We start from the raw sequence: 17,760 nt of genomic DNA, 5'->3' as shown, positions 1-17,760 counted from the left end.
TAAGCACCCTTGGCAAAGCACAGGTTGCCATAGTGATGTCGGTCCTTATCCCAGAAAGATCTGGCCGGATGGATACTTCACACGTGGGACACTACGGGTTGCGAGAAAAAAGCCGATGGCGAGCGGACCTACTCGTCCAAGGAACATTACAAAAATAATGACTGCGCGACCGAACCCGTCCAGCTCGCCAGTTGTACCACGCGACAGTCCGACAGTGCCAAAAGCAGATGTCACCTCAAAAGCCAAATCCATGAAATCACCGTCGTGGCTGATGGAGACAATGAAAATACCTGTAAGCACAAGCAACATGGAGATTGTGGTCAGAGCCATGACTTTCATGACTTCGTCCAGACCTATAGAGCGGCCGAATGCATGAAGAACTGTCCGCCTGCGGAAGAAGGCCACTGTTGCCAGCAGGAGAACTGCCAATGTGGTCACTTTAATGCCACCCGCAGTGGACGTGCTTCCACCACCCACCACCATCAGCGTCATCGTCAGCAGGGTCGAGCTATCATGCATGCCGCCCGTGTTGATGGTGTTGAAACCAGCAGTGCGGGGTGTCACGCCCTGAAACCAGCTAGCCCATAACTTTTCGCCAGTCGTGAGGCTGCCGAGCGTGTTGGGATTGGACCATTCCAACAGAGCGAACGCGATACTGCCCCATAGGATCAAGACAAGCGTCCCAATTAGCATCAGCTTTGAGTGCAAGGTAAGCCGCGTCCAGTTTCGTTTCTGGTGGATATCCCCCAGTACGATAAATCCAATACCACCGAAAATGAACAGCAGTGGAATCACAATATTGATGACGGGATTGCCAACCCATTGCGAGAGGCTGTCAGGGTGCAGTGCAAAACCTGCATTATTAAAAGCTGAGATTGAGTGAAATACTGCCTGCCATAGACCGTTCCAGCCGAATTGCGGGACAAATACGAACGCAAGGAAAACGGCACCTATGGTCTGGCACACCATCGCGATGATAAGAATAATTCGCACTAGAACTGTAAGGTTGGACAAAGAGGTCTGGTTCACTTCCTCGCGTAAAATCATGCGTTGCGGCATACCGACCTGAATACCAAGCGCACCCAGCACCAAAACAGCAGTCGTCATCAAACCAAGCCCGCCAAGTTGGATAAGGATAGCGATGACCGCTTGGCCGAAACCGGTAAAGGCAGAGCCCGTATCGGCAAGCACCAGCCCAGTCACCGTCACGGCAGAGGTAGAGGTGAAAATCGCTTCGCTGAACCCGATGCCGCCCACGTGCGAAGCGGGCAGCCACAAAACAAGCCCACCAATGACGATAAAGACAGTGTAAACCAAAACCAAAGTTGCTGGCGGTGACAGGTTTATTGACTTACCCGAGCGGAACTTGCTCATGACGTGCTGCCACATGGTCAAAGGCTGCCAGCAAAATCGCGCAGTTTTTTGCGTTGGCCCAAAAGTAACAGAAGATCATCACGCTCGAGTGTACAATCACTGCCGTCCTGACCCAGGAATTCGGTTCCCCGCATCAAGCCGATGCAGCGCAAATCAAAGCCGGATATGTGATTCAAGTCTGACAAATATCTGCCTTCGAGGCTTTCGGGAATTCGGAAATTCACAACATGGTAGCCATTACCCAGACTGACATAATCTCGCACGAGTGGATTATGCAAAACCTGTGCGATATGTTGCCCGACCTCAACTTCGGGATGAACAATCCGGTCTACGCCCAGCTTGCTGAGGATACGGTGGTGCGTTTTGGTTGTCGCTTTCGCCCAGACCACTCGCACTCCGATCAGCTTGAGGTTCATTGCGGCAAGAATGCTCGCTTCGAGGTCAGAACCCATCGCGACTATGCCTATGGCACAATCGGCCAGACCGGCTTCACGCAACGCAATATCATCGCGGGCATCAACGATCATGGCCTGCGAAAGGCCCTCTGCATGCCGCGTCACTCTCGCCTCGTCGATGTCGATACCAATCACATGATTGCCGAAACGCTGTAATTCGGTTGCCACGGTGCTGCCAAAATTTCCAAGGCCGATGACACCGAATGTGCGATTGCTTTGCTTTGCCATAATGTTAAACGAGATCCCTACGTAGTGTCGTCATGTGGGTAGTGACCCTGCTCATTCTGCATCATTTGAAAGCGTGAGTGAACAGATTTTGTCTTGTAATTCTGGCGCTTCTACAAACCACCGTTACTTAAATGATTTCCCATATGGCCATTGATGGACGTGCGGCGAAGGCCCAAGAGGTCCCCTTAGCCGACTTCTGGCCAAACTGTTCAATTTCAGCTTTTGGACTCGGTCTGTACCGCCGCTACCCGTTTCTCCGCGCAATACAGCTCTAGATTGGGCGGTCGTCCGGATGACCGATCGTTCTTGACGTAGCCGTTCTTGCCACGCACCGGTCTGACCGATCGCGCTTTTTTCGAACTTTCTTGCTCTTCCTTGATATGGGCCAGTACGGCGCTATGGCGCCTGGCTTCGGTGATGGCCGTATGGGTGTTCCGGCATTCGGAGTTTATGGTTGCGTAGGGCAGGGCAACACCTTTGGCGCGGACCCGATTGGGACCGTAGGTCGGTTCGTAGACATATGTGCCTGATCACGCCAAACAGGCTTGTTCCACTTGGGACGCACACTGGCCCCTCATCGACCCACGCAAAGACCTGTGTTTGGTGGAAATTGCGCGCTCATCATTACCCATTCAACGACTTCTTCGTCCGATTGCTGCCCCCCAGCAGGGGGAGCGACCGTCCTGAGCTGCACATGGGTGACACTTTACCTTTGCGGTGGAATCTCAAGGTACGTTGCGACAGGTCCCGCTATCTCAGTTTCATCAGTTCTTCCCTGAATGCTTCAGTTGGCGTTCTCCATCCAAGGCACTTTCTGGGCGTGCCGTTCAAGCGGCCGCAAATCGACTTCATATCTCGATTTAAGAGTGTGGCCACGGGCGCGTCCCTTGGCGATATCGCCGTGCGCGCTTGTTCAGGTTCTCGACAGATCCCTTCTGCCACGGCACCTGCGAATCACAGAACCATGCCTCCGTTCCGATCCCTCGCTTGAGTTTACGCCAGTTCCCAAACTTGATCCCACGGTCAAACGTGATCGATTTGCGCGCCAATTGGGGGCAGGGGGGCGATCACGCTCATCAGCTTGTTCATCAGGTGCGATGTGCTGCGGTCGTTGTTTCGGAACAACATATCTTCAAATGTACGTCTCTCACGCAAACCTAACTATGTGTGGGCCATCATCCGTTCTGCTTGCTTTCCAGCAAAATAGGGGATTTGTCGCAAATCAGTTTAGAATGTGCTCCGGCTACATGGCGTGATACGCATAACATGAATTATGTAAAATACGTTCGATTGTTTTAGAGCAGCAATCATCAAACGATGAAGCGAACTTGAAGGCTAATCTATCGGTCTGATACGTTTTAAACAGGAATTGACATATCAGATCTAGCATACCAGTATCTAAGATAGAAACTGTACCTAGCCCACCCTGTCTTATGAAGGTGCCGTCTTGTCGATAGATCTGACCTACTCACACCATGCGCTATCGGCAGAGCTGACAATTGATCAGTTGCTGGCTGATGCTGTCTTGGACCCACACCAAAACATCACGTTTCAGGTCTTTGATATTTTGCGTAATTTGATTGTCTCGGCCAGGTTGCGTCCGGGACAACGATTGTCAGAAAAGGAAATTGCAGCCGCGCTTTGCGCGAGCAAAACGCCGGTACGCGAGGCGATGATCCGGCTCGATGAAGTTAACTTGGTGCGTATTGTTCCGCAAAGTGGCACCTATGTGACCAAAATTTCGGTCAGGCGCTATAGAACTGCATGTTTTATTCGGTTGCAGCTTGAACTTGGTGCTGTGCGCAGCGCGGCTTTGGCACCTGATCCGCATCAATCTATTGCTATTCTGGACGATATCCTGTCCCAGACTGCCAAGGCGATTACAGAAGAAGACCCTACTACGTTTTACGCTTGTGACGACGCGTTCCACAGGCAGCTTTTTGTCATGGCTGGCTTTGACGATGCGTGGATGACAGCGCGGCGCACGCAATTCGATGTGAACCGGGTCCGCCATATCCGCCGTATGCAGCATATCGTTTCGGGTCCCGCGCAGCTGGCAGAGCATCAGGCAATTATCGAAGCCATTCGCGCAAAAGATGGCCTTAGTGCCGAAAATGCCCTGCGGGCCCATATTGGTGACTTGGACCGGCAAATCAGCGACCTAGTCAGGGACGATAAGATGCGCGGTTTTATTGCGTTGGAGGACGCAATTTAAACGCCGCGATGCGAATCGTTTTGCAGGCCCGCACCACAACATTTGCAATCATTCTTTGGGAGGAGAAACAATGCGATTTAGGACAATGGCAACCGCTGTGCTGGCCACGTCGGCGCTGACAGCAATGGGCCCAGCCTGGGCGCAGGACAGCTATAGAATTGTTGAAGAACCGCTTAACTTGTCAATTCACATGCATTGGGACCGCGCTCAAGGCTATCAAGAGGATTATCCGGTCGAGCTGAAAGCGCGCGCCTTGACAGGAATCCATCTGATCGACGCCACCTCTGGCAAGAATACGACGGATACGGCGGAGGCGATGAACTTGTTGCTGGCCGAGGGTGATATGCCCGATATTGTCGGCAGCGAATTGATCAAACAGCCCGTGAATGAATTTGGCCCGCAAGGGGCTTTTCTACCGCTCAATGAACTGATTGACGAACATGCGCCTAATATCAAAGCTTTCTTTGACGCGCGGCCAGAGCTGCGTCAGGCGATTTCGGCCTATGACGGGAATATGTATTACATCCCCTACTTGCCCGACGGTAAGTACGGCCGCGCCTATTTCGTCCGGCAGGACTGGCTGGACCAGTTGAATCTTGATCAACCGGATGATGTAGAAGCATTGCACGACGTGCTTGTCGCGTTTCGGGATCAGGACCCAAATGGCAACGGGCGAAAAGATGAAATTCCGTTCTTTGTGCGCGATTGGGAAGAGGTCATCCGCCTTGTGACCCTGTGGGATGGGCGCTCTTCTGGATCGGATACGCCGCATGATTTCATTGTGACGAACGCGGGCGAAATCGCACATCCCTATGCACAGGATGCTTATCGCATTGGCATGTCACATGTCGCTGATTGGTACGCCGAGGGGCTGATCGATAACGAAGTTTTCACGCGCGGCGTATCTGCGCGGGATTATCTTTTGTCGGAAAACCTTGGCGGGATGACCCATGACTGGTTTGCCTCAACCTCCGGCTATAACGCCGCCTTGGCGGATAAGATCGAAGGCTTTGACTTCATTCCCTTTCTGCCCCCCAAGTCGGTAAGCGGTAAAAGGATCGAGGAGCACAGCCGTATTCCGATCAAGCCTGACGGATGGGCCATCAGCCATACGAACGAGCATCCGGTAGAAACCATTAAATACTTTGATTTCTGGTTCACCGAAACCGGCCGCCTGCTGTCAAACTTTGGCGTAGAGGGAGAAACCTGGGACATGGTGGACGGCGAACCGGTCTTTAAGCCAGAAGTGATAAACAGCGACCGCGCGGTCAACAGTCAGCTGTGGGACGTCGGTGCCCAAATCAAAAAGGGGTATTGGCAAGATTACCGCTATGAATGGCAATGGACCGCAGAGGCTGCCCGGCAGGGAATTGAGCTTTACGATACCGAAGATCTTTTGGTCGAGCCTTTCCTAGGCGTGGCTTTCAACAAGCAAGAGCAGGAAGTCTACGATCGCTATTGGCCGTCCATTCAGACCTACATGCTTGAACGCCAACAGGCCTGGGTGCTTGGATCAGGCGACATCAATGATGACTGGGACGGCTACATCAGCACCCTGAGCAAGATGGGTTATGATGACGTGATCAGCGTGATGAACGCCGCTTACAGCAGACAATACAACTAGTTGCAAAAGCGGCGCGGCCACCTTGGCTGCGCCCCTTTTACGTTTCGCCAGAAAGGGAAGACAGTTGAAGGTTCTTATTGCAGGGACCGGCTTTGCCGGCCAAGGTCATGCCGATGCCTTTCGGGCTGCTGGCGCGGATGTTGTTGGTATCGTCGGACGCACAGCGCATGTCGTGCAAGATGTCGCGGATCAAATGGGCATCCCCTATGCAGGGTGTGACTGGCAAGAGGCGCTGGATGCCTGCCAGCCTGACATCGTATCCATCGCAACCCCAGGCGGCGCGCATTACGAGCCGATCAAACAAGCCATTGCTTTTGGCTGTCATGTATTTTGCGACAAACCAATGACCGATGATAGCGACACAGCCATCGAGTTGAATACGTTGGCGCAGGCTAAAGGTATTAAAACGGCCTATGCGGCCAGTTTTCGCTATGCGCCCAGTGTGCTGCACGCCAAACGGCTTGTCACCGCCGGTGCCATTGGTGACCCGACAGAGGTTGAATGCATCTCTCACTTCAATCTGGAACGCGACATTCCCTTTGGCTGGTCACATCGTAAAAAGGACGGCGGCGGGCGGTTGAACAACAATTTTACCCATACACTGTCGATTGTGGCCTCTGTCGTTGGCGAAAAAATCCTTAATATCGCTGGCGAAGTGCGCGATGATCTGGGCCGCGCACCCATCGTCGATGGCGTGCATAATTTCGCCACCCGGCGCGATTTCATTCCAAAAGACCTGAACGATCCGGCGCTGAAATGGGGTATCAGCGATGTGGAATGGTCCTATACCGTGATGGCGCAATTCGAAAGCCCGTTGGCAGAAAAGCCCGTGTCGGTCCTGTTCAAACACGGCGGTTTGGTGCCGCGCTTTCATGATGACCATATCGTATTTTATGGCACTAAAGGCGCGATCTATATCAAGGGCCACTACGGCAGTGGCCAGTTGTCCCATTACGGCGACGATCAAACTTGGCGCGACCTACCCCTGCCCGCTGATATTGCTGCCGCAATTCCCGACGTCGCAGGAGAGACAGAGCAGTGCTGGCACACACTGGCACGCCTTTTCGTTAGCGATATTCGAGGCGAGGTAACACCGCCCTACCCCACTTTTGAACAGGGCAGCCTATATCAGCAAATTATTGGTATTATCCGCAAGAATGACAATTGGACCGATGTATCGGGTCTGTCCTGAGGCACCGTAGAAAGGGTGTAGGCCATGAAAATTACTGATGCAAAAGTCTTTGTCGGCGGACCGGGCAAAAACTATGTCACCCTGAAGATCATGACTGATCAGGGGGTCTATGGGCTTGGCGACGCGACTTTGAACAACCGCGAAACCCTGCCCGCGGCTTATTTGCAAGACTATCTTATTCCGAACCTTATTGGCATGGACCCCTGCAATAGTGAGGATATCTGGCAGTTCTTATATCGCGGGGCTTATTTCCGCCGCGGCCCCATTGCAATGGCAGCCTTTGGGGCGATCGATATGGCGCTTTGGGACATCAAGGGCAAGCTTGCCAATATGCCGCTTTACCAACTTTTTGGCGGCAAAAGCCGCGACGGCGCGATGGTTTATGCCCATGCGACGGGGGCCGACCTAGGAGATCTGATGGACTCGATCGCCCATTATGTCGCCCTTGGATACAAGGCCGTGCGGGTGCAATGCGGCATCCCCGGCATGCCAACTGCCAGCTATGCAGTCCCTGAAACAAGAGGAGAAGGAAAGCATTATATAAGCGATTTCGCAGGCATACGCCCCAAAGTTGAAGTGTGGGATAGTGCCCGTTACATGCGCTATATGCCAGATGCGCTAATGAATATTCGCGAAAAGTTCGGCCCCGACCTGCATATATTGCACGATGTCCACCACCGCCTAACTCCAAGAGAGGCGGCCCAATTTGCCAAAGCAGTAGAGCCGGCAAATCTATTCTGGCTCGAAGACCCCACCCCTGCGGAAGATCAAAGTGCGTTGGAACTGTTACGCCAACATTCAACCGTGCCCATTGCTATCGGAGAGGTGTTTAACTCTATCTATGATTGCAACCGGCTAATTGAAAAAGAACTGATCGACTATATTCGCGTCGCTGTAACCTATGCGGGCGGCATCACGCCGGTTAAACGTATCGTCGATTTGGCCGGACTTCATAACATACGTACCGGATTTCACGGCGCGCCAAGTCATTCGCCACTGTGCATGGCTGCACAGGCCCATTTAAATGCATGGGCACCAAACTTTGGTATTCAGGAATACCTTGTCCTTGGCACACCAGCCTGTGATGCGTTGTTTCCATCGAGGCACCGAATGGAAAACGGAATGGTCTACGTGAGTGATGCCCCCGGACTCGGTGTAGATTTTGACGAAAGCGAGGCTGCGCAATACAGCTACACCCCCGGCAGCCATCCCATCGTGCGGCTAGAAGATGGGACGATGTGGAATTACTAACATAGAAAGTCGCACAGAATTCGTAGCTAAAACTAAAGGCTGGCACGCTCGGATAGAGCCTGGCCTTAGCCTTTAACTGAATGCTACATCGCCGTAGCATTTCCCTAACGGCACCTACGTGCGCGAAATAGAACCTAAGTATAATATATAAGAGTTATCTAGCATCCATGCAGTAAATGTTGCTTTGCTACGGTGATCGGTTAAAATAACGCTACAATATAACAGATTATATTGGCTTAATATCAATCAAGTCCTATGTTGCGATTGGGCCAACCGAGGTCCAAATCCAGAGATAATCTAGCAAATTTCTTCTGTATCGTTAAGGAGGTTGTTTTGGTAAAAAAAATTCAGCAGGTTCGGGCGGGCGTTGCTCTGATCGGGGCAGGCATGATCGCTAAAACGCATGTAGCAGCCTTGTCAGATGCGCAAGATGTTGTCGAACTCTGCTCGATCATATCCCGCAACCCCGAAAAGGCGCGATATCTTGCAGACTATTATCACGGCCCCATTCCAGACTTTTCGTCCGTTCTGGACGCTATTGCCGATAACCCTGATATCCCAATTGCGATTGTAGCAACGCCGCCTAGTGTTCGCAAAGATGTCATTGCCAAACTGGCACAGGCGGGCACCCATATCTTGCTCGAAAAACCGTTGGGGCGCGATCCGCAAGAGGCAAGAGATGTCGTCGACATATGTGAACAAGCAGGCGTAAAACTGGGAATTCTTTTTCAGCACCGTGTTCGGCCGCCAGCAATCGCAGCTGCACGCCATGTTGCAAGCGGGAATTTAGGGCACCTGGGACTTGTGGAAATTTCGGTACCGCTTTGGCGTGATCAGTCCTATTACGACGAGCTTGGTCGTGGGACATATGCGCGCGACGGTGGCGGTGTCATGATTACAAATGCCATTCATTCAATAAATCTTGCGCTTAGTCTAACTGGTCCGGTGAAACGCGTACAAGCCATGACGGCAACGACGCCGCTTCACAATATGGAGGCAGAAGACTTTGCTGTTGCTGGGTTAGAGTTTGAATGCGGTGCCCCTGGATCCTTTGTGGCAAGCACCGCAATGTTCCCGCACCGCACAGAGGTTATCCGCCTACATTTCGAGCGCGCAAGCCTGAAGATAGACAAAAATGCACTTAAGATTAATTGGCGCGATGGAAGCACCGATGTTGAAGCAAAAGAAAAGGGTGCGGATAAGACAAATCCGCTACTTGGCGGCAAACATGAATGGCATCAAGCCATGATCGAAGATTTCGTTGATGCGGTTCGTCATGGGCACAAACCCATTGTTACAGGACGTGAAGCGCTTGCTTCTCATGATTTTATTGCAGCGATAGAGTTGTCGTCGCGTACCGGACATCCCGTTGATCTAGCGTAATGACATGGTCCCGGTCGCAGCAGTTTAACGTTGCCGCGACCGGAATTTTTGCATGTTCACTTATCGTTTTGCAAAATTACCACTCGTTTCAATTGCCCCCCGCGACAGGCGGTGCGCCGTGTTCATAGTCTAACGAGTAGAATGTTACCCGATCAAAATCCATTTCTGGATCAGGGCTAGAATTGTTTTGTGTATAGGCCCCGGCCTTAAAGTACATAAACTCGTCTTCGATGCTAAAACCGCTGTCACGCATATCAAATGGTTCGGCAATAACCTCTGATCCGTCGTCGCGAATGATTTTTACATGTAGCATGGGAATGATGGCGTCTCCTTCCTGCTTGCCTTTAACTTCGATCTCATAGCTAAAGACTTCATCCAAGGCGATACCGTCATCCGGATTGGGCGCAACATCGGCCCGGCTACCGATAAGCTCGATCCATTCTTCTTTGCCCGTTGCGGGTTCGTGCGCGTAATAGATAGAGCCGTATTTATTTTGCGGAAGTTTGCGATAGTAAAGCCGGATCGGCTCGTCATCCTTCGCATGAATTTGGCCGATAATGACACGGCCAATTTGATAATCCTTGCCTAAGCGCGTGACTTGATTGACTGCCAACGTTGCGCGCATAATACCGTCAACACCGCCTGCCGCTTCTTGTGTAGCTTTAGGCGCGGACGAAAAAACCCAATTGTTGGCATTTGGAAAACCGTCGTCGCGGCGTACGGAAATGGATTCGTCCCCGCGCCGGATCATACCACGTAGTTCTGATCGGGTATAGTTCGTGTTGGCCGAGGTTTTTGCCCCTGAAGGCGTCGTGCGAAATACCATGCCGCCGGTTGCGGCGTCGGTGAAAAAATATCGCGGATCGGTCCAGCCAGCCGCCAATTCGTTTTCGTAAACGCTGTCTGAAATTCCATCGCCATCATCGTCCGCGGGCGTCGTCATATACCATCCGGAAAGGTCGAAATTTTCGCCTGGCGTGGCATCAGGATCCAGACCGAACATACCGCGCCCGCGACGTTCAGTAAGAACGGCCTGCTCGGGCACCTCCACCTGTTCACCGCAACCAAAAGCCGCGATTTCAACAATAGAGTTCCAGTTGTTGCTTTCGTTCCCAAAGCCGGTAAGGCGCATGAATTGGGCCGGGATACTATCGAGTTCAAAGGTTTCGAAATCCCCGGTGGTGCCGCCGGATTGTTGCTCTGGTATTACTGTTTGAAAGGCTTCGCCATCAAGCGAGGTTTCGATCGCAAACTTTGTTTTCCGTTCGTCGCCTTTGAAAAAGGCAATTTGAACAGAGGTCAAATTTTGTTCTGCCCCTAGGTCCAATAGTAACGTCCGCGGCCCTCCTTGCGACTCGCTGGACCAACGTGAGTCGGCGTCCATATCACCATCGATGGTGTTTTCCGGGCCGTGCGTTTCCTCGTAAAGGCCTTCATCGGTTGCGGATACGATGGTGAGTTGCCGCAGCGAATCGCACGCGTCCTGAGCATAAGCGGGCAAAGCAACACCGCTGGCGGTTATTACGCCTATGTATTTTATAAGGTTAAGGTTCACGATTGGCCTCCCAGCTTTTTAAGCACTTAAACACTGAATTGGTCTCTCCTCCCAATTCTGTATTCTAGTATACCAGACTATTGCGCACTTCAAAGTTGTATCTGACCGCTTCACCGGATCGGCGCGATGGCGCTAAGTGACTTTGGTGCAGGAAATCACGGGATGCGTGCCGTTAGACAATAGGTAGCGCGGCAAGGCTGATTTATAAATGAAGCGGCGCTGCTTTTCAGCAGCGCCGCGTTGCATTTTGAACAGATCACCCAAACCGATTAGCCGATTACAGCCCCGTCCTGACGGCGCACCCAGACAACGCTGGAGCGCGGTACCGGGCTTGCGTTCGGGAAATCCCCGCCGGGATGCTGAATACCGACAAACGCGGTCTTTTTGTCAGTCGACCATGTCAGACCGGTGACTTCGGAGCCGTTCGGGCCTGTCAAGAACCGCGCGATCTCTCCAGTTTCCGGGTCGCCAACCAACATCTGGTTGTTGCCCATGCCGGCAAATTCACCTTCGTTGCTGTCGTCGCCGTCAGTCTGGATCCAGATCATCCCATTAGAGTCGACTACCATCCCGTCGGGCGAGTTGAACATATTGCCGGAGGTCACGTTGGCCGAGCCGGCATAAGCGTCATCATGCACATCCGGATTGCCTGCCATGACGTAAAGATCCCAGGCAAAGGTATCGGCACCATGGTCAGTATTAGTCGGCCGCCAACGTACAATCTGGCCGTATTCGTTACCTGCACGTGGGTTCGGTGTGCCGTCCTCGGCCAGCATGGCATCGCCGCCTGCGTTCACCGCATCCTCTGCCCGTTTGGAATTGTTTGTCAGGCAGCAATAGGCTTCGGGCAATGTCGTCGAAACAGCAACCCATTCAGGCCGGTCCATCGTCGTCGCCCCAACGGCAGAGGCAGCCTGGCGGGTGTGGATACAAACCATCGCCAAATCGTCCATGCCGGTCGTTTCCGGCGTCAGGGCCAGCCATTGACCGCTACCGTCGGCTTCAAACTTTGCGACGTACAGTGTGCCGTCATCCAGCAGCGCCGAGGTGTCGCCGCCCTCGGTGTAGGTTCCGTTCGAGACGTAGCGATACAGGAATTCACCGCGCTCGTCGTCGCCAAGATAGACAACAACCCGGTTGTCGGTGGTCAGGGTCATGGCGGCGTTTTCGTGTTTGAACCGCCCCAGCGCCGTACGCTTTATCGGGGTGCTATCAGGATCGGCGGGATCAATCTCAACGATATAGCCGAAGCGGTTTGCCTCGTTCGGCTCTTTGGTAATGTCAAAGCGTGGATTGAATTGTTCATAGGCATAGCGGCTTTCAGCGCCGATCCCATAGCGATCAAAACCATCGGGCATCGTTGTCGCGGCATCCGTCGCGCCGAAGTAGCCGTTAAAGTTTTCTTCGCAGGTCAGATAGGTACCCCAAAGCGTCTTGCCGGCGCCGCAGTTGTTCAGCGTGCCCAGAACGGTCGTGCCCGCAGGATCGGCGGTGGTTTGCAGAAGCGCGTGCCCCGCAGCAGGGCCGGTCAGCGTCATCGGCGTATTGTTCGTGATACGGCGGTTGAAAGGGCTGTCGACGACAACGCCCCAACCGGTGTCGGTTTCGGCCACTTCCATGACAGTCACGCCCTGAAGATTCATCAGCTTCATCGCGTCTTCGGCGCTGTCCACGATGCTGGTGGATTCACCGGCGGCGGCGGGAAGGTTGATATCTTCATTCACATATTCATGGTTCACAGCAATGACCTGCTTGCCGTCAACTTCGAACAGCTCCATGCCGTCGGTATTTTCGCCAAAGACGCGGTCAGCCGTCGCTGCGTCGCCGCCGTTTGTCGGGTCCCAGGGGGCCGCATCGGAAAACAGCGGATCACCCCAGCTGACCAGCACGCCCCAGTCGTAACCTTCTGGCACGTGGATCGTGAAATCGGTCTGGATGTCGATGGGCTGGAATGCAAAGCGCGACGCGCTTTGTGCCTGCGCCGAAGTCGAACCCATCAGGTTCAGCGCGGTCGCCGCAGAGCCAAAGGCCAGCACGCCGGTCATGAAGCCACGGCGCGACATGGCGGCCGCAACCACTTTGTCGAAATCGGTGGTTTCGGGCGCAGGGCGGCGCAGCTCGTCCCAGTCATCCCAGCTTAGGTGGCGCGTATCGATATCTTTCATGACTGTCATCCCAGGACATGTTGCTGTTGCACGCTTAATAGGACCGAAGGTTAAATTCTCGGTAACACTCGCTTGAAAGTTTTGTGACACAGGCAGCAACGTTCGGTGCCGTTCCGACCCAATACCGCGTCAATCATCCAAATCGCCGTCTTCAGGCGACGTGCGCAGATAAATGCGGCCAATCGCCTTGACCCATGACAGGTTGATGAAAGCAACAATGCCGGCTGCGATAAGGAACCTATGCCAGATACTGACCGGAAAGGGAGATATTTCGTCGGCGTACATCGCCATGATGACGGTGATAATCCCGAACCAGATCAGAACCTGACCGAAATGATGCAAGATGGAATTCATTAATTGCCTTTAAATCCTGGCAGCCCGATTGGCAGGGTTGCGTGATCGTATGCCTGCAAAAGATCCAGTGCAATAAATAGCGGAATATAGCTGTGCAGACCGTTTCCAGACGAACCGGCAAACATTGTGTGAGCTTGCTTCGCGATACTGCAGTCGCCAAGGCGCAAAAACTGCCCCGACCTGATGCACCGCGAAGGTAGATGCCTAAGATTTAGGCTTTATTGCCGATGGCAAGCTGCTGCTTCGTTTATTGAGGCAATGAGGGCCGAAAAGGTTTGACTCACCACCCGGCAATGATGAACCAATTGCATATTGGTTCACTAAAGCCGCAAGGAAGCACCCCCTGCCACAGCATCCTCCTCTCTTATCGCTTAGCGATTTCAGCCTGAAGTTCAAAGGGCAGACCGCTTGCGTTGTCGAAAACATCGACCTGACCGTCGCAGCAGGAGAGATCCTTTGCATCGTCGGAGAGTCGGGTTGCGGCAAGAGTGTGACCGCGATGGCGCTGATGGGACTGCTTCCGCAGGATGCCGCGATCATTCCCAGCGGTACAATGGTTTTTGACGGCAAATCACTGGATATGACGCGCGAGCGTATTCCCGCCAGCATGCGCGGCGGCGATGTCGCGATGATCTTTCAAGAGCCAATGACCTCTCTTAATCCGGCTTTCCGGATTGGCGACCAGATTGCCGAAGCCGTGCAGCAGCACAGCGGCTGCACCCGCGCCCAAGGCCGCGAACGGGCGCTGGATATGCTGCGCCGGGTCGGCCTTCCCTCTCCTGAACAGCGGCTGGACCAGTATCCGCACCAATTGTCAGGTGGTCAGCGACAAAGGGTCATGATCGCGATGGCCTTGGCGAATGACCCCAAGCTTCTGATCGCGGATGAGCCGACAACCGCGCTGGATGTCACGATTCAGGCGCAGATCCTTGAACTGATCCGCGATCTGCAACGCGACACGGGGATGGGTACGATCATGATCACCCACGACCTTGGGGTCGTTGCCGAAGTCGCCGACACCGTTGCGGTGATGTACGGTGGTCAGGTGGTGGAACGTGGCCCGATGGGTGATGTGTTCGATGACCCGCAACACCCTTACACAATTGGACTTATGGACTCGGTCCCGCGCCTGTCCGGCCCCCGCGCACGGCTGACCACGATCGAGGGTGCAGTGCCATCGATCGAAACGATGCCGCAAGGGTGCAGATTTCGGACACGCTGCCCTTTCGCGGCACCCGAATGTAGCACGCGGCCTGCGCTTTCACCCATCACTGCAAACCACGCGGTCGCCTGCCATTTTGCCCCGCTGGAACAAAACTTGAAGGTGGCGCAATGACACCGATCCTCGTCGCACATAACGTCAAAAAACACTTTGCGACCGGTGGCGGCCTTTTTCAGAAAAAGGGCCTCGTGAAGGCTGTCGATGGCGTATCACTGTCAATCGCCCCGGGTGAAACCTTTGCCATTGTCGGTGAATCCGGCTGCGGAAAATCAACGCTTGCCCGCCTGCTGATGCGCCTGCTGAACCCGACAAGCGGCGACGTCGTATTCGATGGTAAGCAGGTCACAGAGGCAAAGGGCGTTGCGCTATCCGCCCTGCGCCGTGACATGCAGTTCATTTTCCAAGACCCGTTTTCATCCCTGAACCCCCGCATGACAGTCGGTAAACTGGTGGGCGAGCCGCTAGAAGTGCACGCACCGGACCTATCCAAAACTGAACGCCGCGCAAAGGTTGCAGAGCTGTTGGCTAAGGTCGGATTGCGGCCGGAACACGCTGATCGCTATGCTCATGAATTTTCTGGCGGACAGCGGCAGCGCATCGGTATCGCGCGGGCGCTTGCCTCTGGTCCGCGGCTGATCATCGGTGACGAACCCGTCAGCGCGCTGGATGTGTCGGTGCAGGCGCAGGTGGTAAACCTGCTGGGCGATCTCAGCCGGGATTTGGGGCTGACGCTGGTGTTGATCGCCCATGATTTGGCCGTCATCCGGCACATGTCGGACCGCGTCGCCGTGATGTATCTGGGCAAAATCGTTGAACAGGGCACAACGGACGATGTATTTGAAAGCCCGCGTCATCCCTACACCCGCGCCTTGCTGGATGCGATCCCGGATCTTGACGATCAATCCGGTGCGTCGCGCGCCCGGATCGAAGGCGAGATGCCCTCTCCCTCTGCCCCGCCGCCGGGTTGCGCATTCCATACACGGTGCCCCCATGCGACAGCGCTGTGCCAAGAAGCGGTCCCGCAACCAGTTGAAACGCCGGACGGGCATATGACCGCCTGCCACCATTGGCAGGACATTCCCGCCGCACCACGGCAAACGACCCCCCGTAGCAAAAGCCCAGCCACCCTGGCCCGGCTCTCGCTTTACCGCCAGGCGACGCGGGGGGCGCAGATCATCCCCGTCGCACCACAACCCCCTGACAGAGAGGTCACACCATGAAATATTTGACGCTGACGACAGCGGCCCTTGCCCTGATGGCAAGCGGCGCAATGGCACAGGATTTGCGCATCGCGTTGCAATCCGACGCTGACATTCTTGACCCGGACCAGTCGCGGACCTTTGTCGGTCGCATCATCTATACCGCGCTTTGTGACAAGCTAGTCGACATCACGCCGGATCTGGAAATCATCCCCCAGCTTGCGACGGAATGGACCGTGGCAGAGGACGGCATGTCCATCGCCATGACCGTGCGCGACGATGTCGTGTTCCACGACGGCACAGCGTTCAACGCGCAGGCTGTCGCTGACAACATCACCCGGTCGCAAACCCTTGAAGGGAGCATGCGAAAATCAGAGCTTGCCTCAATCGCATCCGTCGATGTGACGGGCGATTACACGTTGACGCTGAACCTGACCGGGCCGGACGCCACTGTGATTGCTCAGTTGGCTGACCGGGCCGGTATGATGGTATCCCCGACAGCGGCCGCTGAAATGGGCGCTGATTTCGGTCTAGCGCCGGTCTGTTCTGGCCCCTTTGCCTTTCAGGAACGGGTTGCGCAGGACAAGATCGTCCTGAAAAAGTTCGCAGACTATTGGAATGCGGATCAAATCAACTTTGATACCGTCACCTATCTGCCAATCCCCGACACAACCGTGCGACTGGCCAACCTGCAATCAGGCGATATTCATATCTTGGAACGCTTGGCCCCCACCGACCTTGCGCAGGTCAATGCGGATGACAGCATCAACGTCCAGTCGGCCGTATCTATGGGGTATCAGGGCATTACATTTAACGTGGGCAATGGCGATCGGGCAGATAACCCTTTCGGCACTGATCCGCGCCTGCGCCAGGCTTTCAGCTACGCCATTGACCGCGAAGCCATCAATCAGGTTGTATTCGAAGGCGCATTTGCCGCTGGCAATCAGCCGTTCCCGCCAACATCGCCTTGGTATGACGCCGATTATCCGGTCGAAGCCCGCGATGTCGATAAGGCCAAAGCTCTGCTGGCAGAGGCAGGCTATCCCGACGGTATCGACCTTGTCGTGCAAGTGCCCAATACGACCATCCCGCTGCAACTGATGCAGGTCATTCAATCCATGACCGCCGAAGCAGGCATTAATATCGAAATCGTGTCAAAAGAGTTCGCCACGATGCTGTCTGACCAGACAGCGGGCGATTATCAGGCAAGCCAGATCGGTTGGTCCGGCCGCGTCGATCCGGATGGCAATATCCACCAATTCGTCACCACAGATGGCGGCATCAATGACGCGGGCTATTCCAACGCCGCCGTCGACGATGCGCTGAATACGGCGCGCACGCAGGCCGATGTTGTATCACGCAAGGCGCAGTATGACGCCGCGCGCGACGTGCTGATCAATGATGCACCGCTAGTATACCTTTACCACGAAAGCTGGATCACAGCGCTTGACGCCAATATCGAAGGCTACACCGCCTATCCCGACGGCATGATCCGCCTAGAAGGTGTGACCCTGTCCGAATGATACCCGTCCGCCCCCAGCCC

At 54.3% G+C, this 17,760-nt stretch carries 13 protein-coding genes; 8 read left to right on the top strand and 5 right to left on the bottom strand.

The annotated features are described in order from the left end of the window. Nucleotides 1-45 precede the first annotated feature (45 nt). On the bottom strand, nucleotides 46-1,374 hold the full coding sequence (locus SJY10_RS00580) for a TrkH family potassium uptake protein (protein WP_386679088.1): 1,329 nt from the start codon (nucleotides 1,372-1,374) through the stop codon (nucleotides 46-48). 17 nt (nucleotides 1,375-1,391) lie between these two features. Further along, a complete protein-coding gene (locus tag SJY10_RS00575) occupies nucleotides 1,392-2,057 on the bottom strand; it encodes a potassium channel family protein (RefSeq protein ID WP_386679087.1) in 666 nt (221 codons plus the stop codon). A gap of 1,447 nt (nucleotides 2,058-3,504) precedes the next feature. Between SJY10_RS00575 and SJY10_RS00570 the strand changes: the two genes are divergently transcribed. From SJY10_RS00570 to SJY10_RS00550, 5 genes are all read left to right on the top strand, one after another. Next, nucleotides 3,505-4,272, top strand: coding sequence for a GntR family transcriptional regulator (locus tag SJY10_RS00570; RefSeq protein WP_386679086.1), 768 nt, complete (start codon nucleotides 3,505-3,507; stop codon nucleotides 4,270-4,272). A gap of 70 nt (nucleotides 4,273-4,342) precedes the next feature. Continuing rightward, the gene (locus SJY10_RS00565; RefSeq protein WP_386679085.1) at nucleotides 4,343-5,896 is read left to right on the top strand and encodes a sugar ABC transporter permease; all 1,554 of its coding nucleotides are present in this window, start codon (nucleotides 4,343-4,345) and stop codon (nucleotides 5,894-5,896) included. 64 nt (nucleotides 5,897-5,960) lie between these two features. After that, nucleotides 5,961-7,088 carry a Gfo/Idh/MocA family protein gene (locus SJY10_RS00560; protein ID WP_386679084.1) on the top strand — a complete coding sequence of 376 codons (1,128 nt, stop codon included), beginning with the start codon at nucleotides 5,961-5,963 and terminating at the stop codon, nucleotides 7,086-7,088. Nucleotides 7,089-7,112: 24 nt separating this feature from the next. Further along, nucleotides 7,113-8,339 (top strand): D-mannonate dehydratase ManD, encoded by a 1,227-nt coding sequence (gene manD, locus SJY10_RS00555; protein ID WP_386679083.1) that lies wholly within the window; start codon nucleotides 7,113-7,115, stop codon nucleotides 8,337-8,339. Nucleotides 8,340-8,672: 333 nt separating this feature from the next. After that, on the top strand, nucleotides 8,673-9,722 hold the full coding sequence (locus SJY10_RS00550; protein WP_386679082.1) for a Gfo/Idh/MocA family protein: 1,050 nt from the start codon (nucleotides 8,673-8,675) through the stop codon (nucleotides 9,720-9,722). A gap of 88 nt (nucleotides 9,723-9,810) precedes the next feature. Here SJY10_RS00550 and SJY10_RS00545 read toward each other — a convergent pair whose 3' ends face one another. The 3 genes from SJY10_RS00545 to SJY10_RS00535 form a co-directional block, all read right to left on the bottom strand. Next, nucleotides 9,811-11,277 carry a polysaccharide lyase family 7 protein gene (locus SJY10_RS00545; RefSeq protein ID WP_386679081.1) on the bottom strand — a complete coding sequence of 489 codons (1,467 nt, stop codon included), beginning with the start codon at nucleotides 11,275-11,277 and terminating at the stop codon, nucleotides 9,811-9,813. Nucleotides 11,278-11,546: 269 nt separating this feature from the next. Continuing rightward, nucleotides 11,547-13,442, bottom strand: a complete 1,896-nt coding sequence (locus SJY10_RS00540) for a PhoX family protein (RefSeq protein WP_386679080.1) — start codon at nucleotides 13,440-13,442, stop codon at nucleotides 11,547-11,549. A gap of 129 nt (nucleotides 13,443-13,571) precedes the next feature. Next, nucleotides 13,572-13,796 (bottom strand): hypothetical protein, encoded by a 225-nt coding sequence (locus SJY10_RS00535; RefSeq protein WP_386679079.1) that lies wholly within the window; start codon nucleotides 13,794-13,796, stop codon nucleotides 13,572-13,574. A 304-nt stretch (nucleotides 13,797-14,100) separates the two neighbouring features. Here SJY10_RS00535 and SJY10_RS00530 point away from each other — a divergent pair, with 304 nt between their 5' ends. From SJY10_RS00530 to SJY10_RS00520, 3 genes are read left to right on the top strand one after another with little or no spacing between them, the layout of a single operon-like run. Then, the gene (locus tag SJY10_RS00530; RefSeq protein ID WP_386679160.1) at nucleotides 14,101-15,132 is read left to right on the top strand and encodes an ABC transporter ATP-binding protein; all 1,032 of its coding nucleotides are present in this window, start codon (nucleotides 14,101-14,103) and stop codon (nucleotides 15,130-15,132) included. Further along, a complete protein-coding gene (locus SJY10_RS00525) occupies nucleotides 15,129-16,238 on the top strand; it encodes an ABC transporter ATP-binding protein (RefSeq protein WP_386679078.1) in 1,110 nt (369 codons plus the stop codon). Before SJY10_RS00530 ends, SJY10_RS00525 begins: the two co-directional genes overlap by 4 nt. Further along, nucleotides 16,235-17,740, top strand: coding sequence for an ABC transporter substrate-binding protein (locus SJY10_RS00520; protein ID WP_386679077.1), 1,506 nt, complete (start codon nucleotides 16,235-16,237; stop codon nucleotides 17,738-17,740). Before SJY10_RS00525 ends, SJY10_RS00520 begins: the two co-directional genes overlap by 4 nt. The last annotated feature ends 20 nt before the right edge of the window (nucleotides 17,741-17,760 follow it).

The sequence above is a fragment of the Loktanella sp. R86503 genome, from assembly GCF_042466455.1.
GTDB lineage: Bacteria > Pseudomonadota > Alphaproteobacteria > Rhodobacterales > Rhodobacteraceae > Loktanella.
Note: the sequence above shows the minus strand (reverse complement) of the source record. Positions and strands in the feature narration are given on the sequence as shown.

Excerpts from the sequence above, each read along its gene's own strand:
- SJY10_RS00580 (WP_386679088.1), bottom strand. The coding sequence starts at position 1,374 with ATGAGCAAGTTCCGCTCGGGTAAGTCAATAAACCTGTCACCGCCAGCA.
- SJY10_RS00575 (WP_386679087.1), bottom strand. The coding sequence starts at position 2,057 with ATGGCAAAGCAAAGCAATCGCACATTCGGTGTCATCGGCCTTGGAAAT.
- SJY10_RS00565 (WP_386679085.1), top strand. The coding sequence starts at position 4,343 with ATGCGATTTAGGACAATGGCAACCGCTGTGCTGGCCACGTCGGCGCTG.
- manD (WP_386679083.1), top strand. The coding sequence starts at position 7,113 with ATGAAAATTACTGATGCAAAAGTCTTTGTCGGCGGACCGGGCAAAAAC.
- SJY10_RS00540 (WP_386679080.1), bottom strand. The coding sequence starts at position 13,442 with ATGAAAGATATCGATACGCGCCACCTAAGCTGGGATGACTGGGACGAG.
- SJY10_RS00535 (WP_386679079.1), bottom strand. The coding sequence starts at position 13,796 with ATGAATTCCATCTTGCATCATTTCGGTCAGGTTCTGATCTGGTTCGGG.
- SJY10_RS00525 (WP_386679078.1), top strand. The coding sequence starts at position 15,129 with ATGACACCGATCCTCGTCGCACATAACGTCAAAAAACACTTTGCGACC.
- SJY10_RS00520 (WP_386679077.1), top strand. The coding sequence starts at position 16,235 with ATGAAATATTTGACGCTGACGACAGCGGCCCTTGCCCTGATGGCAAGC.